This window comes from Aquirufa ecclesiirivi (assembly GCF_011250515.1).
GTDB classification, from domain to species: Bacteria; Bacteroidota; Bacteroidia; order Cytophagales; family Spirosomataceae; genus Aquirufa; species Aquirufa ecclesiirivi.
The window spans coordinates 1-26,593 of record NZ_JAANOP010000006.1 but is presented as its reverse complement, the minus strand read 5'-3'; the positions used below and the strand labels follow the sequence as shown (position 1 = coordinate 26,593).

The window sequence follows — 26,593 nt, the reverse complement described above, 5'->3', positions numbered from 1 at the left end:
AATACGTTTTGTTATTTTTCGATGGCAATCAATTCAACTTCAAAAATCAAGGCAGAATAAGGTTTAATGGCTGCTCCACCGCCGCGGATGCCATAGGCTAGTTCTTGAGGAATGTACAATTTCCATTTAGAACCTACTGGCATCATCTGTAAAGCCTCTACCCAACCTGGGATTACACCTGTAACTGGGAAAGAGATTGGCTCTCCACGGTCCACAGAAGAATCAAACACGGTACCGTCAATCAGAGTTCCATGATAATGGGTTTTAACCTTGTCAGAAGAGGTTGGCTTAAGACCATCCCCTGCTTTGATGATTTCATATTGTAAACCGCTCAGTGTAACTAACACACCAGCTTTCTTTTTGTTTTCGGCTAAAAACTTTTCGCCAGCCTCTTTATTAGGCAAAAACTGCTTGGCTCCTTCCGCCATTTGTCTTTCCTGATTACGCATCATGAAGTTATTCACTATTTTTTGGCAATCTTGTTCGCTGAGGCTTAAAGTGCTACCTTGTGTGGCTGCAGCAAAACCTTTGGCAACGGTTTCAGGTTTCAAGACAACATTTTGAGATTTGAAATTTTGAGCGACCAAAACACCTACGGCATAAGAAACAGAATCCAGCGTACTAGCAAAATGAGCACCAGCATGAGGAGCGGCTTTCGCTTTAGGATCTGAAGCAGCAGGTTTAGCGGCTACTTTAGTTTTAGCGGCAGGTTTTGTCTGAGCAAAAGTGGAAAAAGATAGTACAGATAGTGTAAGAATAGTCGTTAATCGTGTCAATGGAAATTTCATAGATTTTATTAATATAGTCAAACAAAGCCTCTAAGATACAGAAAAATGGCTCTTTCTCAATTATTTTAACGGCATTTAACAGAGCCTCTATTGACCTAACGGCATGTATCTAAAAAAAGTCTTATGAATTCATACATTTTTTGCAATAGTTATGGGAATATTGAAATTTCATAACTAATTTTGCACCCGAAAATTTAGTTCAAAATAAGTATTTAACATCCCAGAAAACTCCATTTTAACATGGCATCAGTAAGACCAGACGAAGTTTCAGCCATCCTTAGGGAGCAATTATCTCAGGCTAAGACCCAAGCAGAATTAGAAGAAGTAGGTACCGTACTCCAAGTGGGTGATGGTGTAGCTCGTATTTACGGGTTATCCAATGTACAAGCAGGTGAGTTGATCGTTTTTGAAAACGGATTGAAAGCCTTGGCATTGAACCTAGAAGAAGACAATGTGGGAGCCGTATTATTAGGCGAATCCACCTTGGTGAAAGAGGGCGATACCGTAAAGAGAACCAAGTTAATTGCTTCGGTTAAAGTGGGTGATGGCATTTTAGGTCGTGTAGTAAACACCTTAGGTGAGCCTATCGACGGAAATGGTCCTATCACGGGAGATTTATACGAAATGCCATTGGAGCGTAAAGCACCAGGGGTAATTTTCCGTCAACCCGTAACAGAACCTCTTCAAACAGGTATCAAAGCGATCGATGCTATGATCCCAGTAGGACGTGGTCAGCGTGAGTTAGTTATTGGTGACCGTCAAACAGGAAAAACAGCTGTTTGTATTGATACGATTATTAATCAAAAAGAATTTTACGATAAAGGGGAGCCTGTTTTTTGTATTTATGTAGCCATCGGTCAGAAAGCATCTACCATCAAACAAGTAGAGCAAACATTGCGTAAAGCAGGTGCTATGGAGTATACCGTAATCGTTTCGGCGAGTGCGGCAGATCCAGCTCCCATGCAATTCTACGCTCCATTTACAGGTGCAGCGATTGGTGAATTCTTCCGTGATACTGGTCGTGCTGCTTTGGTTGTTTATGATGACCTTTCTAAGCAAGCTGTAGCCTACCGTGAAGTGTCCTTATTACTTCGTCGCCCACCAGGACGTGAAGCATATCCTGGTGACGTTTTCTACCTTCACTCTCGTTTATTGGAGCGTGCAGCTAAAGTAAATGCTTCGGATGCTATTGCTCAGTCGATGAATGATTTACCAGATTCAATTAAGCATTTGGTTAAAGGTGGTGGTAGTTTAACTGCTCTTCCGATCATTGAAACACAAGCGGGTGACGTTTCTGCTTATATCCCTACCAACGTAATTTCGATTACGGACGGTCAGATTTTCTTAGAGTCTAACTTATTCAACGCCGGTATTCGTCCAGCGATCAACGTAGGTATTTCGGTATCTCGTGTAGGTGGTAACGCACAGATTAAGTCAATGAAGAAAGTAGCAGGTACCTTGAAATTAGATCAAGCTCAATTCCGTGAATTGGAAGCTTTTGCTAAGTTCGGATCTGATTTGGATGCTTCTACCAAATTAACGATCGACCGTGGTCGTCGTAACTTAGAGATGTTGAAACAACCTCAATTCTCTCCACAACGCGTAGAAGATCAAGTAGCTATGATTTACTTGGCTACAACAGGTAACTTGGATAAGGTACCCGTAGAGAAAGTACGTGAATTTGAAAAAGATTTCATCCAAGTATTACGTGCCACTGAAAAAGCAACATTGGATGCTTTAGGAGCAGGTAAATTTGATGATACCTTGACAGCTACACTGAAGCGTGTAGGAAATGAAGTAGCAGCTAAATACGCAGTTTAAAAAATTAGAATCGTATGGCTTCCTTAAAAGAAGTAAGAAATAGAATTGTTTCAGTTAATTCGACGCAACAAATCACCAAGGCCATGAAAATGGTTTCGGCAGCGAAGTTGCGTCGTGCCACTGATGCCATTGTCCAAATGCGCCCTTATTCTAAGAAGTTATCAGAAATGATTGCGACAGTATCAGGACGTACGGATGCAGGAAAAGAGAATCCATTCACTGAAGTACGTGAAATCAAAAACGTATTAATTTTGGTGGTAACATCTGACCGTGGTTTGTGTGGTGCTTTTAATGCGAACATTGGTAAAGCAACCATTGCTTTAATTCAACAAAAATACGCGGCTTTGAACCAAGCGGGTCAAGTAACCGTGATGCCATTAGGTAAAAAAGGGGGTGAATATTTAGGTCGTAGAGGCTACAAGCTGAACGCTGATTACCAAGATATTTATACCAAATTGAATTTTGGCAATGCGCGTTTGATAGGAGAAGAAGTATTGAATGGCTTTGCTGAAAAACAATACGACGTCGTAGAAATCGTTTTCAACGAATTCAAAAACGTAGCGACTCAAATCATTCGCACGGAGCAATTATTGCCTTTGCAAGAAAGCAATACAGGTGATGTAAAACCTTCAGCAGTGGATTATATTTTTGAACCATCTGAGGCAGAAATCATCAATGAATTGATTCCAAAATCCATCAAATTGTCCATTTTCCGTGCTTTATTAGAGTCCAATGCTTCTGAGCATGGTGCTCGTATGACAGCCATGGATAAGGCGACAGACAATGCCGGTGAATTGATTAAAGCATTGAAATTAGAATATAACCGTTCACGTCAAGCCGCAATTACCAACGAGATCCTTGAGATCGTAGGTGGAGCTGAGGCCTTATCTGCTTAAATCCTATGAAAAAGATCATATTGCTTCTGGTTTTGTCAGTTTTAGGAATGAATGCCCAAGCGCAATCATTCAAAACTCCGACTCCAAGTCCGACACAAACCATCAAACAAGAGTTTTCTCTTTCATCTGTAGAGATCACTTATTCTCGTCCTGCCCTACGTGGCCGTAAGATTTTTGGTGATATTGTTCCTTTCGGCAAATTATGGAGAGCGGGTGCCAATGCTCCTACCAAAATCACTTTTGGTGAAGATGTTAAAATCATGGGCAAAAGCTTGAAAGCTGGTTCTTACCAATTGATGATTAATCCTACGGAGAAATCTTGGGAAATTATCTTAAATAAAGGAACAGACGGAGTTTTCAATTACCACCCGGAGGAAAATGTATTGACCGTATCTGTACCAACAGCTACTTTGCAATATCCTGTGGAATCTTTGGCATACCAATTTGAACTAGTTGCTGCTAATAAGATGTTCATACAAATATCTTGGGAAAAGACTTTCGTGTCTATTCCGGTAGAAACAGAGATTGATGCTAAGATTGCTGCTTCCATTGAAAAAGTGATGAGTGCTGATACTAAACCCTATTTTGAGTCTGCTTCCTACTATTTTGAGACGGGACGTGATTTAAACAAGGCTTTGGAATGGGTTTCAAAAGCAACGGATTCTAATCCTACAGCTTTTTGGGTATTCCATTTAAAAGCGAAGATTCAAGCGAAAATGGGAGATAAAACGGGTGCCAAAGCAACGGCTTTGAAATCCATTGAATTGGCGAAAGCTGCTAAAAATGATGATTACGTAGCACTTAATGAGAAATTAATTAAGGGCTTATAAAATAGAATTGCTTAATTTGAAAAAGCCTTTCTTAACGGGAAGGCTTTTTTTAGCTTATATATGGGAGAAGAAAAGGGATATAGTACTGATAAAGAGCAAGAAACCGCCGTCTTAGTGGCTGTGACTACTCAAAAACAAAATGCACAGCAAACGGCCGAGTATCTGGCCGAGCTAGCTTTTTTGGCCTCTACCTCAGGGGTTTTGACTTTGCAAAGTTTTACTCAAAAACTAGCCAAGCCAGATAACCGCACCTATGTGGGTAAAGGTAAATTGGATGATGTAATTCGGTATGTGATTGACAAAGATGTGGATATGATCATCTTTGACGATGATTTGTCGCCCTCACAGGTTAGGAACATTGAATACGAGATATCATTGTGCGGTAAAGAAATGAAAGTTTTGGACCGTAGTTTGTTGATCTTGAACATATTTGCTCAAAGAGCTAAAACGGTACAGGCTAAAACCCAGGTGGAATTGGCGCAGTACCAATACATGTTGCCTCGTTTGACCCGCATGTGGTCTCACCTTTCCAAGCAACGAGGTGGTGTGGGTATGCGTGGTCCAGGTGAAAAGGAATTAGAAACTGACCGTCGTATTGCCAATGACCGCATTGCCTTTTTGAAAGAAAAGTTAGAGGCTATAGACCGACAAACCTATACTCAGCGTAAGAACCGCGACCGCATGGTGCGCGTGTCTTTGGTGGGGTATACCAACGTAGGTAAATCTACTTTGATGCAAAAATTGGCTAAGGCTGATGTCTTTGCTGAGAATAAATTATTTGCTACAGTAGACTCTACTGTTCGTAAAGTAAGCTGGGAAGGTATTCCTTTCCTTTTGACAGACACCGTAGGCTTTATTCGTAAACTCCCTACCCTGCTGATTGAATCCTTTAAATCTACTTTGGATGAGGTGAGAGAGGCCGATATACTTTTACACGTCGTTGACATTTCCCATCCGAATTTTGAGGAACAAATTGAGATTGTTCAAGGGATTTTGAATGAAATGGGCGCGGGCGATAAGCCAACCATCCTAGTATTTAACAAGATTGATTTATTCCCTGTGGAAGACGTGTTCTTTGAAGGCGCAGCCTTGAATGAGGATGGAGAACCTGAATTGAGCAAGATGGATCGCGTGACTCAGTTCTTGAAACAAACCCACTGGCAAACCAATCAACCTAAAACCGTCTTTATCTCGGCCGAGCAAAAGAGCAATTTGAACGAATTGCGTGAAACCGTCATGAACCTAATCAAAGATAAGCACTACCAAATCTTTCCGAACTGGCTAAGCGGTAATCACTTGATGGGGCATAGTGATGAGTATGTGCCAGAGTAAGTTGTGGGAATGGAGAATGAAGAATTGGGAATGTAGAATTGGGAATGTAGAATTGGGAATGTAGAATTGGGAATAATAGATATTGAAAATTATCAAATTCTTAAATTTTTATCTTCTAATTAATTCATAAGTACAATAAAATTCTACATTCCTAATTCTACATTCTACATTACAACACCTTCCCCCTCAACCTCAAGGAATTCGAAATCACTGATACGGAACTGAAGCTCATGGCAAGTGCGGCGAGCATGGGGGATAAAAGTGTGCCAAAGAATGGGTAAAGCACTCCGGCGGCAATGGGGATACCTAATACATTGTAACCTAAGGCAAAGAATAAGTTTTCTTTGATGTTTCGGATGACCATTTGGCTAAGTTTTCTGGCTTTGGCAATATCCCGTAAATCTCCCTTGATTAAGGTTATTTCGGCACTTTCTATGGCAACGTCGGTGCCTGTACCCATAGCTATGCCAATATCTGCCTGAGATAAAGCCGGGGCGTCATTGATTCCATCTCCTGCCATGGCTACCTTTTTGCCTTCAGTCTGTAAACGTACTATTTCATCCAGTTTAGATTGAGGCAACATCTGAGCTTTCCAAGCATCTAAACCTAATTTCTTCCCTACTAAATCTGCTGTTTCTTGATTGTCGCCCGTTAGCATAATGACTTGCAAACCTTCCGCCTGTAAGTCTTGGATGGCTTGTTGACTCGATTCTTTGATTTTATCACTTATCACCAAAGCTACTTGTGCCTCTTTTTCATCTGCAAAATAGGAAATCGTTTTGCCCTGTTTTTGCTCCGCCAACACTTGCTTAAACAAATCTACAGGTATATTGATACCTCGCTCTTCCATCAGTTTTTGATTACCAATGGCATAGGTCTTTCCTGCTATTTGCCCCAAAACTCCTTTGCCCAAAATAGCTTCGAATTGGTTTACTTGAACAGGACTAATCCCTAAATTCTTGGCAAAAACCACACTAGCTTTGGCCAATGGATGCTCGCTCAAAATATTCAAGGAAAGGATTTTTTGCCAAACATCTTTTTCAATAATCTCTTCCGAACTGACCAACATTTTCTCCAAGGAAGGTTTCCCTTCTGTCACCGTACCTGTCTTATCGATAATCACCACATTCACCTCTGCCAATTTCTCCAAAGCCTCCGCATTCTTTATTAAAATACCGTTTTGAGCCCCCTTCCCTACTCCAACCATGACCGACATCGGTGTGGCCAGTCCCAGCGCACAAGGACAAGCGATAATCAAGACCGCAATGGCATTGACAAAGGCAAAAGTATAGGCATTTTCATCGGCCAACAGAGCCCAAGCTATAAAAGTAAGCAGTGAAGAAAGTACCACAGCAGGCACAAAATAAGAAGAAATAGTATCCGCCATTTTTTGGATAGGTGCTTTGGAACTACTTGCCTGATGCACCAAATCGATGATTTGTGCCAATAAAGTCTCAGCCCCCACCTTATCCGTTTGCAGGATAAAACTGGTATTCCCATTAATAGAACCAGCCCGTACCATATCCCCCACTTGCTTATCGACCGGTATTGGCTCCCCCGAAATCATGGATTCATCGATGGAGGCATGTCCTTCCTGAATATGCCCGTCGACCGGAATCTTCTCCCCCGGTTTTACCCGAATTAAATCAAGTTTTTGTATTTGATCAATGGGCACAATTATTTCTTTACCATCACGCAATAAAGTGGCTTCATTGGGCACCAATTTCAATAATTCACGAATGGCTGCATTGGTCTTTCCATGGGCTCGAGCTTCCAAGACTTGCCCCAAAAGTACCAAAGTTAAAATCACGGTAGCCGCTTCAAAATACACATAGACTGTTCCATGGTGGGAATGGAATTGATGTGGAAAAATGGAAGGAAAAAACAGGGCAATTACCGAAAATAACCAGGCCGCACCCGCTCCTATACCAATCAGCGTAAACATGTTAAAATGTCGACTCATCAAGGATTGCCAAGCACGTTCAAAGAACATCCAAGTGGCATAAAAGACGACTGGAATAGATAGGACCAATTCCACCCAATTCCAAGTGGTCATGGAAGCCCATTGGAACAAAGGATTCCCAGGAATCATGTCCGTCATGGAAATGATGAAAATGGGTAAGGTGAAAGCAATGGCAATTTTTAGTTTGAACAGCAGCTTGTTATAAGTACTATTTTCATCCTCTGTGCTTCCCGCTTGTGCGACTAAGTCCATACCACAAACAGGGCAAGAACCGGGTTTATCGTAGGTTTTATCTCCTTCACAATGCATGGGGCAATAATACAAAGCCCCTTGAATGGCGACAGGTTTAGATTTAGCCATCATGGGCTGCGGACTTTGCCCAATGTGGTAATTACCACCACTGGCTTGCAGTGCCTTTTCAAAGATCTCAGTGGAAATATGATGTTCCATCTCGATGGTCGCTTCTGCTTTTTCAAGGTTGACAGTTGCCACAGCTCCTTCGACTGAGTTGAGTGCTTTCTCCACGTGGCTACGGCAGCCTTGGCAAGTCATTCCAGATATGGGGTATGTGTGTTTCATGACAATGTAGAATGTAGAATGTAGAATTAAAGATATTAGGGTTTAGGGATTAGCAGAGGAAATGTAGAAATTTTCATAAAACATTAAAACAAATTTCAGGTATAATGCATTCAAATATAGGCAAGAATTTTGCGGTAAAATGATTAATAAAATCTAGGCTCCTTACAATCTTTGGAATTAACCTTTCAATGTAGCATGTAAAATGTAGCATGTAGATTTTTTGATAGAAAACACCGTCGTGCAGCCCTGCGAAATGTGATGAACGAAGCGGTAGACGAGGTTTTGACCTCAGCATAGGCGATGTGCGTCGGCGTCAAAAATATAGGCGATAGCGAAGTGAATCACGGTTCCGCAAAGTGGAATTCGCCTTGGCTGCACGACAAAAAAAGAAGTTTTTTTGTTTCTTTTTTTTCAAAAAAAGAAAATCCTAATGAAATGATGAAACGATAAAGGGCTGGCTTATTCTTTTTCATTTTATCATTAACTTAATTGGAACAATTCTTTTCATGGTTTTTCTTTTTTTTCATAAAAAAAGAAACAAAAAAAACGAGAGAAATACGGTTAATCCTAAGACGAATTCCGCTGCGCGGAACCGATTGTCACTCAGCATAGGACTGTTTAGAATGTAAAATGAAAAATGTAGAATGTAGAATTAGCCACCACCATTAATACTTTATAATTCATCATTTATAATTTCCTTTTGCTTCGCTCATGCTACGTTCCTATCTTTCGTTGGGATTAACCGTTCAATGTAGAATGCTATCGTTTGTGAATAATGTAGGCTGAAGTTCTCGATGTTGGCTGAGGCTCTCGAAGCCAACATTTAACATGAGATTACAAATCCATATTATCTGTCATTCGACATGACCATGCGGTTAACCTCAATGAAGAATGGAAAATGTAGAATGTAGAATTGAATAATCTCCATTTATAACCTATAACTTATCATTTCATAGTGGCCCCAGCGGGAATCGAACCCACATCTAACGTTTAGGAAACGTCTATTCTATCCGTTGAACTATGGCGCCAAAATAGGCTTGCAAATTAATCATTTTAGAACAAAAATCTCGATAATATTTGATGAGCAAACGCTTAAACTTGTAGCTTTGATTCATCTTTAAAATGCAAAGACATATTTACATGAATCCCCTTCGATATTTAAAATCATATCTATTATGTATTAGCTTCCTATTTAGCCTATCATTTGGACTAGCTCAAGAGCAATTGGAACGCTGGAATCGAGTGGAATTAACCTATCAAACAGCATTTAAAGGAAATGGATTTCAAGATGTGGAATTCAAAGCCATATTTGTTCACCAAGATACAACGCTAACCGTTTCTGGTTTTTATGATGGCAACAATCGTTTCAAACTACGATTTATGTCCACTCGATTAGGATCATGGAAATACACGACAATAAGCAACGTGCCAGGACTGGATAAAAAGACTGGGACGTTTGAATGTGTGACTCCATCTGCACAAAATCATGGGCCAGTAAAAACAAAAGGGCTTCATTTCAGCTATTCCGATGATAAAAATTACTATCCATTAGGCACGACTGCCTATGCTTGGAATCACATGGGTGCTGAATTGCAACAATTGACATTAAATTCCCTACAAAAATCAGGGTTCAATAAAATCAGGATGTGTGTTTTCCCTAAAAACTATGATTTGGTCAAAGAAGAACCTAATCTTTACCCCTTTGTCCTACAAGAAACCAAACGCGATGCCCAAGGAAATGAAGTGAAAGTTTGGGATTACACTCAGTTTAATCCAGCTTTTTTTCAACAATTGGAAAAACAAATTGATGCTTTGCAAAACATGGGAATCGAGGCGGATTTAATTCTTTTTCATCCCTACGACAAAGGAAGATGGGGATTTGATGCCATGCCCAAGGAAGTCAATATTCGCTATATTCAATATCTGTTGGCTCGAATCTCATCTTTTAGAAATGTCTGGTGGTCCATGGCCAATGAGTGGGATTATGTCAAATCGAAAACGATTGCGGACTGGGACGAATTAACAAAAACAGTGGTCAAAGCAGACCCTTACCGTCATTTATGTTCCATTCATGGAGCTACAGCCACTTATTACGATTATTGGAAACCTGAATTTACCCACGTGAGCGTTCAAGATGAGTCGCCCGTTCAAAGTCCTAATTCCGCTGCTATGCTTCGAAATGTTTATCACAAGCCAATCGTCTTGGATGAAGTTGGCTATGAGGGCAATCTTACATCACGCTGGGGTCGCTATAGTCCTGAAACGATGACGCATTTGATTTGGAACGGTGTCATAGGAGGTACCTATGTAACTCATGGAGAATCCTTTATGTTCAAAGACCACCGAGATACGATATTCTGGGCCAAAGGAGGAAGATTCATCGGAGAAAGTTGGAAAAGAGTGGGCTTTTTAAGGCAAATCTTGGAAGAAGGTCCTGGCCCAATGAGTTTGTCGGATGTATCTCGTGACAATGTTACTTCGTCGGGTGGTAAGGGTCATTATTTAGTCTATTTTGGCAAACAAATTCAAGATTACTGGATTTTTAATTTACCGATCAATAACGGAGCCTTTGGTAAATTGACTGCTGGAACTCGTTTTAAGGTAGATATTATTGATACCTATGGTATGACGATTCGGACTTTGCCCGAGATCTTTGAAACTGGAAAAGAAAGAGATTACCGCTTTTTCGATAAGGATTACAAGAAAATCAGGTTACCAGAAAAACCCTATTTGGCAGTAAGGATTAGGGAAATACAATAAAGAAAACGAAAATTACTTGGGATATTTTAATTAAGAAAGTATTAAGAATCTTGGACAAGGATAAGTTTATAGTTTAAAAAAGATAAATTGAGTTTTCAATCTAAACCTCTATGTCAAAAAAAGAACAGCTATCCCATAGCAGAAGAAATTTTATTCAACAAGTTTCTTTTGCTTCAATATTTCTCCTTTCTGGACAAGTCAAAGCATTAAGTGCTAGTGAAGTCGAGTCGTATCGTAAGAAAGTAAAATTACGTTTTATCGTAGCCTCTGACATACATTATGGCCAGCCAAACACCGCTTTTGAAGAAATGTTGGATAAGGCCATTGCACAAATCAACCAGTTCCATGCAGAAAATCCATTGGATTTTTGTGTCATGAACGGGGATATCGTTCACGATGATAAGACTTGGATGCCCAAAGCCAAACTGAAGATAGACGGATTAAAAATGCCTTATTATGTTACCCGAGGTAACCATGATTTAGTGAGTCCGGAATACTGGAAAGACATTTGGGGAACACCATTGAATCACCAAGTAGTACATAAAAAAGTAGGGATTTTATTAGGTGACACATCCAATGAGCAGGGCAAGTACCTTTGCCCCGATTTAACTTGGTTGAAAGAGCAATTAGACGCGCATAAAAAGTACAAGCAGGTTTTAGTGTTTTTGCATATCCCTCAGGCCAAATGGACCAAGCATGGGATTGACCATCCTGAGTTTTTTGATTTGTTGAAAAATTACCCAAATGTGAAGGCTGCCTTTCATGGACATGAGCATGATCAAGATGGGGTAAAAATGATGAACAATACTCCGTTTTTATTTGATTCCCATATTGGAGGGAGCTGGGGTACTCCGTATAAAGGTTACCGTGTGGGGGAAGTATTGAATGATGGAACATTAATCACTTATATGATGAATCCTGAAGTAAAAATGGAAGAATTAAGCTTCTAAACGCCAGGATTAAACCGTGTTTTCACGCAGGAAAATAGCGAAACTCCTAACGCTGTCAGGGTTCCAAACCCTGCCAGCGTTGCGGAAGCAGGTTTAATCAGCCGTTTAACGAATGAGATTTCATATAAATTGTCCAAGAAATTGATATTCGATTTGATGAAAATTATAAATAGGTATTCTTTATAAAAAAAAGTCAAGCAGTAAAACCGCTCGACTTTCTACATTTAATAAACCACTTAAGATTTTATTTTTTTAATCGATTGACATATAAAAAGGAAGAAATCGTAGGCCGAAGACCCTTGAAGTCAATCAGATAAAAATAAATACCGTCCACAATTTTACCGTCAACTAGCATAGGAATATCCAAATTGGTGGATTGTCCATCCCAATTATTTTGGTAATTATCTGTTTCATATACCAGATTACCCCATCGATTAAAAATACTCAAATGATGGTCAGGCAAAGACTTAATTCCCGGTATGACAAAGTAATCATTTACGCCATCGCCGTTAGGAGAAAAGCCATTGGTCAGGTAAGTATCACATACATCAGCATCTAATGAATTAGGTATTCCGTCACGGTCACAATCTGGAAGTGCCCCAAAGTTGACATCATCTTCTAGCTTATCTATTAAGCCATCTCCATCATCATCTGCATCCAAATAATTATATATTCCATCGCCATCTGTATCTAGAGGATTCGTAGGATCTGGACCAACCTCGTCGGTATCGATAATGCCATTATTATCGGAATCAATATCAAGGTAGTCAGGTTTCCCGTCTCCATCGGAATCTATTGGACTTAAAGGATTCTTTCCCACCTCAATTGCATCAGGTATTTTATCTCCATCTGCATCTACATCGCGAAAATCGGCAATTCCGTCCTGATCGCTATCCATTGGATTATTCACATCCTTCCCAACTTCAAAACGATCTAGAATTTTATCATTATCCGAATCTAGATCCAAATAATCAGCAAATCCATCTTGATCCGTATCTTTTGGACCAGCCAAAGCCGGTTTTGCTTCAACTTTGTCGGGGATTGTATCGTTATCCGAATCTACATCCATGTAATTGGGAATACCGTCTGCATCAAAATCAGCTGGAATTTCTGGATTTAATCCTGCTTCTTGGGTATCTGAAATACTATCAGCATCTGAATCAATATCTTGGAAATTAGGCAAACCATCCTGATCTGTATCCAAAGGCTTGAGCGGATTAGCGCCAGCTTCCAACAAGTCAGCAATACCATCCCCGTCCGAGTCTAAGTCTATATAATCTGCCTTGCCATCCGCATCGGTATCCACGGGCTTATCCCCTTTGTAAATCACCTCAATTTGATCTGGGATTCCGTCATTATCCGCATCCGCATCTAGGTAATCTGCTTTCCCATCTGAATCGGTATCTAGGGGTATTGCATTGTTTTGACTTACTTCTATTTGATCTGGAATACTGTCTGCATCAGAATCTACATCCCGATAATTAGCGATTCCATCCAAATCTGTATCGAGTGGGAGAAGCGGGTTTTCTCCCACTTCGATTTGATCCGTAATAGCATCATTATCTGAATCCAAATCCAAAATATCAGCTATACCATCCGTATCGGTATCAACAGGAATCAGGGGATTGGCTCCTGCTTCTAGCTTATCTGAAATACTATCTCCATCAGAATCTGTATCTTGAAAATCGGCTGCACCATCCTGATCTGAGTCTTGAGGAATTGCCTTGGCTCCTTTTTCAATTGCATCGGGAATACCATCGCCGTCTGCATCTTGATCCAAATAATCGGGCTGTCCATCCGCATCTGTATCCACTGGATGCAATGGATTTTTACTTAGTTCTGTGACATCTGAAATGCCATCACCATCTGCATCCAAATCTAGGTAGTTTGGAATCCCATCTTGATCTGTATCCAAGGGTGAGTTAGGATTTGGGCCAACCTCCACTCGATCCGATAAGCCGTCATTATCTGAATCCACATCTTCAAAATCAGCTAATCCATCTAAATCAGTATCACGGGGATGTTCGAAATTACCCGCTTCTAATGTATCAGGAATACCGTCATTGTCGGAATCTAAATCTCTAAAATTTGGAGTAGCATCTCCGTCTATATCTGCTCCCAATTCCACACGATCGGGTATTTGATCATTATCTGAATCTTGGTCAAGGAAATCAGGCTGGCCGTCTTTATCGGTATCTATTATTGCGACAAACTGTCCACGATCATCCCATCCATCACCTTGATCATCTTGTTTGGATAGACAAGTAGTACATTTATTTTTACCTTCCCAAGCATCGGGTATACCATCATTATCAGAATCGTCATCTACGTAATTGGGCTTACCATCTAGATCATTGTCGCCATCTCGTTCATCACTGTCACCCAACCAATCTCCGTCTGAATCTAGATCTAGAAAATTGGGAATACCGTCATGATCCGTATCTCCCCCACCCTCAAGTACATCTAATAAAGAATCATTATCGGAATCTTTATCCACGAAATCGACTAAGCCATCTTGGTCGGAATCATGAGGTAATTCAGCATTATTCCCGACTTCATAGGTGTCCAATAAGCCATCTTGGTCCCGATCGCCGGAGTACATGGTGATGGCATTGCTGGTTCCAGAAACATTATTTTGGTTTCTGGTAAAAGTAAATGTCCCTACGCCTTCCCGACCTGTAAACTTCAATCCCAATCGGGTTAAATTGGCTACACCACCGACAAAATCACCCGCTCGATTCAATACATTGACTCCTGATAAACCCGTGATGGTTCCATTTAAACTGGTCGTAACTCGAACATTATTTACTGAGGTTCCTGCATTATAATTAGTGATAACGTTGTCATAAATATCTAAAGCGGTAAGTGTATTTTCTCCGATAAATGATTCTCCTGAGGTTTGGGGACTGTATAATTGGGCTTTGAATCTTCCTAATGTAGGATTAGGATTTATTTTAACTAATAATTGATCAGAAATTGAAGAGGAAGAAATTGTCCCATCTGTGGCAGAAATGTAAAACTCTTCTACTTTATAAAATATCGAGGGTATACCAGAAATGGGAGTCTGGCCATTGTCAAAAAAAAATGTATTTACTTCACCTATGTTGCGTTCATTAATTTGAGGGATTTGGCCTGTATTGGCTAGACTTGCACTAGCAGAAAAAGTGATGGATTTATTACCTCTATAATAATCAGCGATATTCCCATCCAAATCAAAAGCTCTAATTATCATATCAAAATCTCTTCCAGCATTACGAATTAAATTAGAATTTCCAGAAGTACTGAGTACTTTTAAACTTGCCCCATCTCCTCCTCTATAATACATGGGAATAGCATTGTTTACATTTTGATTATTGTGTAATCCAACAATTAAATTTCCAATAACGTTGGCTTTACCAGAATAAACCATTCCTATTGCTGTTAAATCAGCAACTCCTTGGACAAAATCTGATTTCAAGTTCAATAAATTTGAACCAGAGGCTCTTACAAAAATTCCTGGTAAATTGGAAAGTCTTATGAATACAGGTTCCAAACTAGCATCAAAATCTACAATGGTATTATAATACCTATCCACAGCCTTCACTAAATTTCTCCCCAAAAAGGGAATTCGATTAAACTGTTCTTGGCTAATATATAGTCGAAAATTATTAAAATTATCAGGGGATACATTGACTTGAAGTTGATCGGATCCTGAAGATACTATTCCCGAATTTGTATCTGTAACAGTTATTATGGCATTTTCAGCTTTATATAAGGTTAAAGACAAAGTAGCCATCCCATTTGCAAAAAAGACGCTAAATAGCGTTGATTCAAAATTCACTTCATTCACTGTTGGTTTTAGATCCGCTAATACTATAACCTTTCCACCTGGCCTTATTAATTCACTGGAATCTAACTCAAAAACGGTACTTGCTCCAGAAAAAAAAAGGTTTTTTGTACCTGTATAGCTCACATCCACATTCCCATCATCATCTAGTGCGGTAATGGTGATGTCTTGACTAGTTCCAGCAATTTGCTGAGCTTCTCCTGTTATTTTTAAGCGGGTAGCCGTACTTACATATTTAGCAGACAAGCCAGTGTTTAGATTATTTCTAGGGGATTCCACTTTCTGTTTCCATTCCTTTGGCGGAATTAAAGCATGTGATCCATTATCATGAATCCTTTTTGCTTTAGCCCCAAGGCTTAAGAAAATCAATGGAATACATACACAAAAGAAGAATGAAAAATTTGTCTTAGGCGAATGGCCTAAAAAGCCTATGGCTTTTTGATGGGTAGGATGATTAGAACACATTTTTTATGTGCACAAACTTAATACCCAAATGCTTGGGTGTTTAGTCTGGCTATTAGTGGTTAGAATTTGCAATTATTCATTGCTCCACAAATATCTAAAGATTGATAGAATAATACTTATTAAATGGTTAAAAATTTGTTCTCGTTTTTATAGGAATTTTTGGGTCAATTTTAGCCCAATAAAAAAGTCGAAACTTAAAAAGTCCCGACTTTCTGCAATCCGTGTTCTAATGTTTTTGAGGTTTCCCTCTTATTGAATGGATGTATAGGGCATCCATTCAATCTCTTTATTTATCCAATCTATTCACATAAATGAATGATTGAATATTTGGTTTTGCTCCCTTGAAGTCGATGATGTAGAAATAAACACCATCCGTAATTGTACCTTCTCCTTGAACAACACCTATGCCTTTTGGTATCTCCCCACCCCAATCATTTTTATAATTGTCGGTTTCGTAAACTATATTACCCCAACGGTTAAAGATGCTTAAGTGGTGGCTTGGCATACTCATGATACCAGGAATCACAAACTTATCATTGATACCATCCCCATTTGGAGAGAAGCCTTGCGTCACAAACGGTTCGCAAATATCCTTATCCTTGCTATTTGGTATACCATCTTTATCGCAATCTGGTAATGCACCATAGTTCAAATCATCTTCCAACTTATCAGGAATACTATCTCCATCATCATCTGGATCTTTGTAGTCTGGTACACCATCTCCATCGGTGTCAATAGGACGCAATGGATCTGGACCCACTTCTTCTTTATCCGAGATACCATTATTGTCCGAATCTACGTCGCGATAATCGGCTAAACCATCTCCATCGGTATCATCTGGGATATTTGGATTTAATCCTGCTTCCATCTTATCTGGAATACCATCGGCATCAGAATCTAAATCGCGGAAATCATAAATACCGTCTTTATCCGTGTCTACTGGTCTGTTTGGATCAGATCCAACCTCTACCTTATCTGGAATAGTATCCCCATCGGTATCTAGATCCAAGTAATCTGGCAAGCCATCTTTATCAGTATCCACTGGCACTTTAGGATTATCTCCTGCCTCTATTTTATCCGAGATGGTATCATTATCAGAATCTGTATCGGTATAGTTCGCTCTACCGTCTTTATCTGTATCGACAGGAATCATCGGATCTTTGCCAGCTTCTACACTATCTGGGATGCCGTCATTGTCTGCATCTAATTCACGGTAATCAGGTACCAAATCACCGTCAGAATCCTGTGGTTTCAATGGGTCAGCGCCTGCTTCCATGAAATCTGGGATACCGTCATTATCTGAATCTGTATCACGGTAATCGTATTTAGGAGTACCATCTGCCAGTACATCTCCATCCGTATTCAAAGGATTGTTAACATCTGCACCTACCTCCAAACGATCTAGCATACCATCATTATCCGAGTCTATGTCGCGGTAATCTGGCAATAAATCTCCATCAGAATCCAAAGGTACCAATGGTACTTTTCCTGCTTCGATGCTATCTGGAATCGTGTCATTATCCGAATCGGTATCCAACATATCCGCAAGACCATCTTTATCGGTATCCACTGGAGCACCGTTAATGATACCTACTTCTACGCCATCTGGCATGGTGTCATTATCAGAATCCACATCACGGAAATCGGCTAAACCATCATTATCTGAATCTCTAGGCATGTTTGGATTTGGACCAACTTCCATTTTATCGGAAACTGTATCATTATCTGAATCCGTATCACGGAAGTCGTATTTTCCATCCTTATCCGTATCCAAAGGTTTCCATACGTCGCTGCCTACTTCCACTTTGTCTGGAATGCTGTCATTATCCGCATCCAATTCTAACATATCTGGAATGCCATCGCCATCCGTATCTACTGGTTTAGAAAGATCTTTTCCTGCCTCAATAGCATCTGGAATACCGTCACCATCCGAATCGGTATCTTCAAAGTTTTTCAAGCCATCTCCATCTGTATCCCATGGTTTAGTACAATCTCCTACTTCAACAATATCTAAAATTCCATCTCCGTCTGAATCTGTATCTCGGAAGTTGGCCAATTTATCTTGATCCCAATCTGCTCCACCTTCCACTCCGTCACGGATGCAGTCATTATCTGAATCTAAGTCTAAGAAGTCTGGCGAACCATCCTTGTCCGAATCAATCACCGCTTTGTATTCTCCACGATCATCCCATCCATTGTCATTGTCATCGTTCGAATTATCACATTCTCTACACTTATCTTTTCCTTCCCATGCATCTGGAATTCCGTCGCCATCCGAATCATCATCTAAGTAATTTGGAATACGGTCTCCGTCATTATCTGTATCACGCTCATCGCTATCACCTAACCAATCCCCATCAGAATCTTTATCACGGTAGTTTGGTCTTCCGTCTTTATCTGCATCATTGGTTAATTCAATCTTATCTACGATTCCATCACCATCCGAGTCTAAGTCGATGTAATCTGGTGTTCCATCCTTATCCGTATCTGGCACTGGCGTTGGGTTACCTTCTAAGAAGTCAGCTAATCCGTTTCCGTTGACATCTGGACTTGAACCATTTTTATCCACACGGCCATCGTAGTTATCATCGATGGTTCCACGCTTATTATCTGTTCCTTCCCAAGCATCCAAGATTCCGTCATTATCTGAATCAATATCTAAGAAGTTCATAACACCATCACCATCTGTATCGAACGATCTTTCTTGAGTATCTAAAATACCGTCGTTATCAGAATCTAAATCCAAATAGTTGGCATCACCGTCTCCATCGCTATCCATGTTCTTCTCAATCATGTCTAGGATACCGTCATTATCCGAATCTGGGTCCAAGAAGTTTGGAATACCATCTGAATCAAAGTCTTGGCAAGTACCTGTTCCTAAGTATCCACCATTACATTCCATTTCATTTGAAATACCGTCACTATCGCAGTCGCCCGCAAAATATTTGGCATATCCAATACTTCCTTTTGGAGGAATATAACCTGCCACACCACCTGAACAAGCGTTGGATGGTTCAATGTCTGTTCCGTTTGGAGAACCGTCGCCGTCGCAATCCATGGCTTTCCAGCCTGCGGATGTTTTCGACATCACAAACGAGCTCATCAAATAAGAACAGCCATCGTTCATGTCCGTTTTATCTATTAATTCTTGCTCATCAGAGACACTATCTCCATCAGTATCTGCTGAGACAACCACAATTTCCGGTGTTTGAACCGCAGCTCCTTCTGTTGGCGTAATCGTGAATTTACTCGAGCCCGAAGTACCTTGTTTATAGGTAATTCCTAAGACAGAGAAATCAGCGATACCACTAACAAAGTCCGTTGCTTTAGACAAAATGTAGGTATTTTGTTCTGTTGTCGTTGATCCTGAAATATTGGTTACTACAATTTTAACTGGATTGACAGCCGCATTAAACGAAGTAACCGTATTACCGTAATCATCGATTGCCGTCATTGAACCTGTGATAGGTTTACCAGCTTCTTGCTGTTGATCCAATTCTACGGCTAAGGTTGAGAAGGTAGATGGCACGACCGTTACAGGCAATTTATCTTCTGGCTTCGTGACAATTGAACCTGTTGAAGTTTTAGCCTCTAAATTAGCCACCTCGGCTGCAAATAATACTAATTGTACTGTGGCTACACCATTCACAAATTTCACGGTAAAGCTTGCACCAAATGGTGTCATACCATTCAATGTTTGGTTTGCTGTAGCATTGGCTTTTCCTGTATTAACAGTTCCTAAACTTGCTCCACCCGTAGCACTACTCAAAATATTAACAGTCGAGCTAGTCGTTTTCTTGCTTGTCTCTACTCTTGATTGCGTTTTGGCATCACTTGGTATAGAGGCAGGAGCGGTTTGAGTAACACCTGCTTGAGGGTTAAATAAACTATTAGGGGACTGTGAAGCTCCCAAGAACTGTAACAATTGATCTCCTGTGAAATTTGTCACAATGTTATCAAATAGGTCAACTGCCTTTACGGTAACAGTAATGGTACTACCAGCTTGAACAGTTGATTGACTCGAGGTTATAATAAATTTCGCAGGAGCACCGGCTGTAACATTGAAGGCATTCGACTCCCCTGTTTTGCCTGTTACATTGCTGCTCGACAACCCACTTCCAGTAGCTACTAACACAACACCTGTTTCACTCTTCGTATAATTCCAACCGCTAATATCCACGGAGCTCGAACCAGCCAATAAGGTGGCTGATACGGTTCCTATTAAGGTTCCTGTACCTGTTTTAACGGTCAAGGTAATCACTCCATTAGATGTAGCTTTTACTGGATTATTGGTCACGTCAACCAAAGTGGCCGTTACTGTTTGTGATAGACCTGCCATATGATTGGCAATGGTGCTCAACTTAATTTTAGCTGCTTCACCAGAACTTAAGGTAATGCTTGGACTAGTGATGGTTACTCCAGTAGAAGCGGTGAAAGTAAAAGTACCTGAACCAATTTCTCCTGTATAAATTAAACCAAGACTTGTTAAGTTGGCAACTCCATTGACAAAGTCAGTGGCTGCACTCAATTTATTAACTCCAGACAAACCAGAGATAGTTCCTACTAGGTTAGAAGTGACCGTCACGTTGTTCGAGCTTGCATTGAAATTCGTAATGACATTTCCAAACGCATCTTGAGCAGTTAGGGTATTTACACCTACGAAGACTTGGCCAGCTACTTGTGGACTAGTTAAGTTCAGCTCAAACTTAGACATGCTCGCTGCATTCACGGCTACAGTTAAGCGATCTGAACCGCTCGTTGTCATGGTGCCTTCTGAAGCTGTGATTGTAGCTGTTTCAGCTTTATACAATCTCATGACCGCAGTAGCTACCCCTGATGTGAAGTTTAAGTTGGTCGCTGTACCAAAATTAGTCCCATCAATACTTGGGGCTGTCACTGGACTTGCTGAACTAGTAGCACCACTGAAGGTTACTAATTTAGATCCTGTATATCCTAAGGCCGTGTTACCACTAGCATCTTTAGCTGTTATGGTGACAATTTGTTGCCCACCGGCTGTTTGAGTACCAGAACCTGTAATTATCAATTTCGTAGCAGCACCGGCGTTGAAAGTAATACTAGCAGTTGTTTGACTACTTGTTCCACTCAAGACAGGGTTAGCATTTAAGCTTGCTACAAATACACCCGTTCCTGGGGTCGTAGAACTAACGGTAGCCGTATAAGTTCCATTGCCATTATCTGTCACAGCAGAAACTGTACCTACACCCGATGATTTGGTAATTAATACAGTAGCTCCACCAGTTGTAATCAAATTACCATTCTGGTCTTTAACCGTCACAGTCAATGTTTGTGTACTTCCATCTGCTAATAGATTAGCGGTCGTTGGAGTTAATGTGGATGCAGTAGCATTGGCTGCCCCTACAGTGAAGGTGATACTTGCTTGCGTTTGGGTAGCTGCACCGCTCAATACTGGACTAGCATTGATGGTGGCAACAAATACGCCTGTTCCTGCTTCTAATGAGCTGACAGTGGCAGTATATGTACCATTGGCATTATCTGTCACGGCAGAAATTGTGCCTACTCCAGACAATTTGGAAATTACTACAGTAGCACCGCCAGTGGTTAAGGCATTACCTGAGGCATCTTTTGCGGTTACAGTTAATGTCTGTGGAGTAGCACCTGCTACTAAACTCGCACTGATTGGAGTCAAGGTAGAAGTAGCTCCGCTAGCTACATTGGCATTAATTACAATTGTCGTGCTTGTCACAGCAGTACCACTAGCTGGGGTAAAGGTAAACGTGCCAGAGCCTGTAATACCAGAATAAGTGAATCCAGTCAATGTAGCAATACCAGCCACAAAATCGGTAGCGCTAGTTAATTTGTTAACACCCGATAAACCAGTAATCGTTCCTGCTAAGCTAGTGCTTACGCTGATGTTGTTCGTAGCTGCATTAAAGCCTGTTACTGTGTTACCATAAGCATCTAGAGCCGTCAATGTATTTGTTCCAGTAAATGCTACGGCACTATTTTGAGGAGATGCCAAGCTCACTGACATTTTAGAGAAGGTGCTTGGACTCACTGTTAAACTTAAGCGCTCAGCTCCTGCACTGACGATGGTTCCATCGGTAACCGAGATTAATGCGGTTTCAGCTTTGTAAAGCGTGACATTCAAGGTTGCTACACCATTGACAAAATTAATGGAAGTAGCAGAACCAAAGTTGGTACTTCCTGCCAAAGGCGTGGTTACTGGACTTAAAGAGTTGCTCGCTCCAGAGAAAATCAATGACTTCGTACCTGAATAAATTGTCGATGTATTTCCGTTACTATCTTTTGCCGTAATGGTAATACTTTGAGGTACACCTGCAGTAGCTGTTGAAGCAGCTGCAGTAATTACTAATTTGGTTGCCTCGCCTCCGTTGATTAAGATATTTCCACTTGTAATGGCTGTACCTGTTGCTGGGGTAAAGGTAAATGTGCCCGTTCCTGGATTTCCAGTATAAATCATGCCTAGGCTAGTTAAATTAGCCACACCATTGACAAAGTCGCCAGCAGCACTCAATTTATTTGTTCCTGATAGACCACTAATAGCACCTGTTAAGCTAGTGCTTACGCTAATGTTGTTCGTAGCTGCATTAAAGCCTGTTACTGTGTTACCATAAGCATCTTTCGCTGTTAAGGTATTAATACCTTTGAACGTCTCTGCATTGTTTTGAGGACTAGTTAAGCTTACAGCTAATTTATTAAAGCTTCCCGCTGTTACTGCCACGGTTAAGCGATCAGTTCCACTAGCTGAAATGCTTCCATCTGTCACCGCAACCACTGCACTTTCTACATGATATAAAATCATATTAGCCGTGGCGACACCATTCGTGAATGTAATGGTTGTTTCTGTTTCAAAATCAGTAGCAGCGACAGTTGCTTTCGTTATTGGACTTGTCGATGGATTTGCTCCAGAGAAAGTCAATAATTTAGCACCTGTATAAGAAGGAACCGTGTTACCACTTTCATCCTTAGCCGTAATGGTGATGGTTTGCGCAATACCTGCTGTTTGACTTGTTGTACCAGTCAAAATGAATTTAATAGCACTACCACTTGTGATACTTACGTTCGTACTTGTTACCGCGGTACCTGTTGCAGGAGTGAAAGTAAATGTACCCGTTCCAGCCGTTCCTGTAAATGTTAATCCAAGGGTGGTTAAGTTAGCTACACCATTAATAAAGTCACCTGAGTTACTTAATTTGTTTGTTCCAGATAATCCAGAGATACTACCTGTTAAACTGCTACTAACAGTAATGTTATTCACAGAAGCATCGAAGTTGGTCACCACGTTACCATAGGCATCCAAAGCAGTCAAGGTATTGGTACCTGTAAATGCTAGCGTATTTGCTTGTGTGCTGGCTAAAGCTACTTGTAATTTACTAAAGACAGCTGGATTGACATTGACCGATAAACGATCAGTACCTGTAGAAGTAATTGTACCATCTGTTACTGAAATATCGGCAGTTTCAACTTTAAATAAGTTCAAACTAACTGTAGCGACACCGTTGGTAAATACGACACTTGTAGCAGTACCAAAGGCTGTATTGGCAGCAATTGGGCTTGTCACCGGAAGTGTTGAAGCTGTAGCTCCAGAGAATGTTAAACTCTTGGTACCAGTATAGCTTGTGATGGTATTTCCACCAGAATCTTTGGCTGTCAAAGTAATGGTTTGAGCTGTACCTGCTACTTGGGTTCCTGCTCCTGTGATAATCAATTTATTTAATGCCCCTGGATTAATGGTAACAGGACCTCCTGTTGTCGCTATTCCAGTTGATGGTGTGAAAGTAAAATTAACTGAACCTGCTAAACCTGAGTAAACTATTCCTAGGCTAGTTAAATTCGCTACACCATTCACAAAGTCCCCCGCTGCATTCAATTTATTGGTTCCTGACAATCCTGTTATATTTCCTGTTAAGCTAGAGCTAACCGTAATATTATTGGAAGCAGCACTAAATCCTGTTACTGTATTACCATAAGCATCTTTTGCCGTCAAGGTATTGGTTCCAGTCCAAGCAATGCCATTTGACTGAGTCGCAGCTAAACTCAAAGTCAATTGATTAAACGTCGAGGCATTCACCGATACTGTTAATCGATCAGATCCGCTTGAGGCTGTGATTCCAGTAGTACTTACAGCAATATTTGCTGTTTCAACTGCATATAGAACCAAGCTAGAACTAGCCACACCATTGGTAAATGTTAGGATAGTATTGCTTCCAAAATTGGTTGCAACAGCCGTTTTATTATTGGCACTTGCTATAAAGTTTCCATTAGGTGAATTGCTTGCACCAGAGAATATGAGTGTTTTGTCTCCTGTGAAACTTGTCACTGTATTTCCATTGGCATCTTTGGCCGTTATGGTAATCGACTGAGTTGCACCTGCTGTTTGTGTAGCAGAAGTTCCCGTAATGACTAAACGTGTTGCCGAACCTGAACTTATGCTCACATTAGAGCTTGTCACTCCCAATCCTGTAGCTGGACTAAAGGTAAATGTACCAGTACCCGTAGTTCCTGTAAAGGTTAAGCCTAAGCTAGTTAAGTTCGCTACACCATTGACAAAGTCACCGGCAGCGCTTAACTTATTAGTACCCGATAATCCTGTGATGCTTCCTGTTAAGCTAGATGTAACTGTTACATTATTCGTAGCTGCATTGAAGCCTGTTACGGTATTGCCATAGGCATCCAAAGCAGTCAGGGTATTAGTACCTGTAAAGGCGGTGCCACTTGATTGAGAAGCAGCCAAGGTTAATCCTAATTTAGAGAATGAACCTACACCTACTGTAATTGCCAAACGATCTGCTCCAGTAGCTGACAATGTTCCATCACTTACTTCGATCGTAACTGATTCAGCCAAATACAAGCCTAAGTTGGTCGTTGCTACCCCATTTGTAAATGTGATAGTAGCAGCGGTTCCTAAACTAACTTGATTTGAATTTTTATCTGTCACTTTAGGAGTAGTCACTGGACTCAATGAGCTAAGTGCTCCTGAGAAGGTCAATGACTTATCACCTGTATAAGATGTGATGGTATTTCCTTGCGCATCTTTCGCGGTGATCGTAATTGTTTGTGTAGTACCTGCCGTTTGCGTACCTGTTCCAGTGATAACCAAACGGTTGGCAGAACCAGCGTTCATGGTAATGCTTCCACTCGTTACTGCCGTTCCTGTGGCAGGAGTAAACGTGAAGGTTCCAGAACCTACTGTTCCTGTGTACTTCAAGCCTAAGCTTGTCAAGTTCGCTACTCCACTGCTAAAGTCAACAGCACTATTCAATTTATCCGTTCCAGATAATCCAGTTATGCTACCTGTTAAGCCTGTCGTTGTTACCGTGATGTTATTCGCACTCGCATCAAAGCCCGTTACCGTATTGCCATAAGCATCCAAAGCCGTCAAGGTATTTGTACCTGTAAACGCTACGGCATTAATCTGTGGTCCTGCTAAGCTTAAAGCTAATTTGCTAAATGCCGCTGGGCTTACTGTTACGCTCAAGCGATCAGATCCACTGGTTGTCACGGAGCCATCTGTGGCTACTACCACTGCCGACTCTACTTTGTATAAGCTCATGCTCACTGTGGCTACTCCATTGCTGAAGGTCACACTCGTGGCTGTACCGAAGTTCGTGCCTGCTACGGTTGGGTTGGTAGCTGGGCTGCTTGAAGCATTCGCTCCACTGAACGTGATCGACTTAGCTCCGGTATAGCCTGTTGCTGTGTTACCACTCGCATCTTTGGCTGTAATCGTTATGTTTTGACTAGCTCCTGCTGTTTGGGTGCCTGTTCCTGTAATAATGAACTTACTGGCAGAACCTGCACTTATTGTTACATTCGAACTGGTTACGGCTATACCTGTAGCTGGAGTAAAGGTAAAGGTTCCAATACCAGCAACACCTGTATACGTTAAATTGCTTATGTTGGCTATACCGCTCACAAAGTCACCGGATCCTGACAACTTATTTACTCCAGATAATCCAGTAATTGTTCCAAGCAAGCTACTAGTTACTGAAATATTATTGGTTGAAGCATCAAAGTTGGTTACCGTATTACCATAAGCATCTTTCGCTGTTAAGGTATTGGTACCTCCGAAAGTAAATCCTGTTCCACTTTGTTGTGGACTACTAATAGTAACAACAAAGGTCGAGAAGCTACCTGTAGAAACAGCTACAGTTAAGCGGTCAGATCCTGCTGCTGTGATGCTTCCATCGCTTGCTGCTACCACTGCTGATTCGACATGGTACAAGCTCAAGCTTGCTGTCGCTACTCCATTGCTGAAGGTCACACTCGTTGCTGTACCAAAGTTCGTGCCTGCTACGGTTGGGTTGGTAGCTGGGCTACTTGAAGCATTCGCTCCACTGAACGTGATCGACTTAATGCCGGTATAGCCTGTTGCTGTGT

General features: G+C 40.9%; 10 protein-coding genes and 1 tRNA gene. 6 read left to right on the top strand and 5 right to left on the bottom strand.

Going from position 1 to position 26,593, the window contains the following annotated elements:
* Positions 1-11: 11 nt before the first annotated feature.
* Positions 12-788 carry an FKBP-type peptidyl-prolyl cis-trans isomerase gene (locus G9H65_RS09260; RefSeq protein WP_166375058.1) on the bottom strand — a complete coding sequence of 259 codons (777 nt, stop codon included), beginning with the start codon at positions 786-788 and terminating at the stop codon, positions 12-14.
* 240 nt (positions 789-1,028) lie between these two features.
* On the opposite strand from G9H65_RS09260, the gene atpA reads away from it, so the two are divergent.
* From atpA to hflX, 4 genes are read left to right on the top strand one after another with little or no spacing between them, the layout of a single operon-like run.
* Positions 1,029-2,609, top strand: coding sequence for a F0F1 ATP synthase subunit alpha (atpA, locus tag G9H65_RS09255; RefSeq protein ID WP_109323374.1), 1,581 nt, complete (start codon positions 1,029-1,031; stop codon positions 2,607-2,609).
* Between the two features lie 14 nt (positions 2,610-2,623).
* The gene (gene atpG / locus G9H65_RS09250) at positions 2,624-3,505 is read left to right on the top strand and encodes an ATP synthase F1 subunit gamma (RefSeq protein WP_166375057.1); all 882 of its coding nucleotides are present in this window, start codon (positions 2,624-2,626) and stop codon (positions 3,503-3,505) included.
* Between the two features lie 5 nt (positions 3,506-3,510).
* The gene (locus G9H65_RS09245; RefSeq protein WP_166375056.1) at positions 3,511-4,335 is read left to right on the top strand and encodes a DUF2911 domain-containing protein; all 825 of its coding nucleotides are present in this window, start codon (positions 3,511-3,513) and stop codon (positions 4,333-4,335) included.
* Positions 4,336-4,395: 60 nt separating this feature from the next.
* Complete coding sequence (gene hflX / locus G9H65_RS09240; RefSeq protein WP_166375055.1) at positions 4,396-5,667, top strand: GTPase HflX; 1,272 nt, start codon at positions 4,396-4,398, stop codon at positions 5,665-5,667.
* A 169-nt stretch (positions 5,668-5,836) separates the two neighbouring features.
* On the opposite strand, the gene G9H65_RS09235 is transcribed toward hflX, so the two are convergent.
* Positions 5,837-8,209 carry a heavy metal translocating P-type ATPase gene (locus G9H65_RS09235; protein WP_166375054.1) on the bottom strand — a complete coding sequence of 791 codons (2,373 nt, stop codon included), beginning with the start codon at positions 8,207-8,209 and terminating at the stop codon, positions 5,837-5,839.
* 956 nt (positions 8,210-9,165) lie between these two features.
* A tRNA-Arg gene (locus tag G9H65_RS09230) sits at positions 9,166-9,237 on the bottom strand.
* 94 nt (positions 9,238-9,331) lie between these two features.
* Between G9H65_RS09230 and G9H65_RS09225 the strand changes: the two genes are divergently transcribed.
* Both G9H65_RS09225 and G9H65_RS09220 read left to right on the top strand, forming a co-directional pair.
* The gene (locus tag G9H65_RS09225; RefSeq protein WP_235927487.1) at positions 9,332-10,969 is read left to right on the top strand and encodes a DUF5060 domain-containing protein; all 1,638 of its coding nucleotides are present in this window, start codon (positions 9,332-9,334) and stop codon (positions 10,967-10,969) included.
* Positions 10,970-11,079: 110 nt separating this feature from the next.
* Complete coding sequence (locus G9H65_RS09220) at positions 11,080-11,919, top strand: metallophosphoesterase family protein (protein WP_166375053.1); 840 nt, start codon at positions 11,080-11,082, stop codon at positions 11,917-11,919.
* A 244-nt stretch (positions 11,920-12,163) separates the two neighbouring features.
* Here G9H65_RS09220 and G9H65_RS09215 read toward each other — a convergent pair whose 3' ends face one another.
* Together G9H65_RS09215 and G9H65_RS13510 are read right to left on the bottom strand one after the other, a co-directional pair.
* Entirely contained in the window at positions 12,164-16,210 is a 4,047-nt protein-coding gene (locus G9H65_RS09215) for a T9SS type B sorting domain-containing protein (RefSeq protein ID WP_166375052.1), read from the bottom strand.
* Between the two features lie 286 nt (positions 16,211-16,496).
* Positions 16,497-26,477, bottom strand: a complete 9,981-nt coding sequence (locus G9H65_RS13510; RefSeq protein ID WP_205753291.1) for an invasin domain 3-containing protein — start codon at positions 26,475-26,477, stop codon at positions 16,497-16,499.
* Positions 26,478-26,593: the final 116 nt, after the last annotated feature.

Coding starts and splice junctions, on each gene's coding strand:
- G9H65_RS09235 (WP_166375054.1), bottom strand. CDS start 8,209: ATGAAACACACATACCCCATATCTGGAATGACTTGCCAAGGCTGCCGT.
- hflX (WP_166375055.1), top strand. CDS start 4,396: ATGGGAGAAGAAAAGGGATATAGTACTGATAAAGAGCAAGAAACCGCC.
- G9H65_RS09220 (WP_166375053.1), top strand. CDS start 11,080: ATGTCAAAAAAAGAACAGCTATCCCATAGCAGAAGAAATTTTATTCAA.
- atpG (WP_166375057.1), top strand. CDS start 2,624: ATGGCTTCCTTAAAAGAAGTAAGAAATAGAATTGTTTCAGTTAATTCG.
- atpA (WP_109323374.1), top strand. CDS start 1,029: ATGGCATCAGTAAGACCAGACGAAGTTTCAGCCATCCTTAGGGAGCAA.
- G9H65_RS09245 (WP_166375056.1), top strand. CDS start 3,511: ATGAAAAAGATCATATTGCTTCTGGTTTTGTCAGTTTTAGGAATGAAT.
- G9H65_RS09215 (WP_166375052.1), bottom strand. CDS start 16,210: ATGTGTTCTAATCATCCTACCCATCAAAAAGCCATAGGCTTTTTAGGC.
- G9H65_RS09260 (WP_166375058.1), bottom strand. CDS start 788: ATGAAATTTCCATTGACACGATTAACGACTATTCTTACACTATCTGTA.
- G9H65_RS09225 (WP_235927487.1), top strand. CDS start 9,332: ATGCAAAGACATATTTACATGAATCCCCTTCGATATTTAAAATCATAT.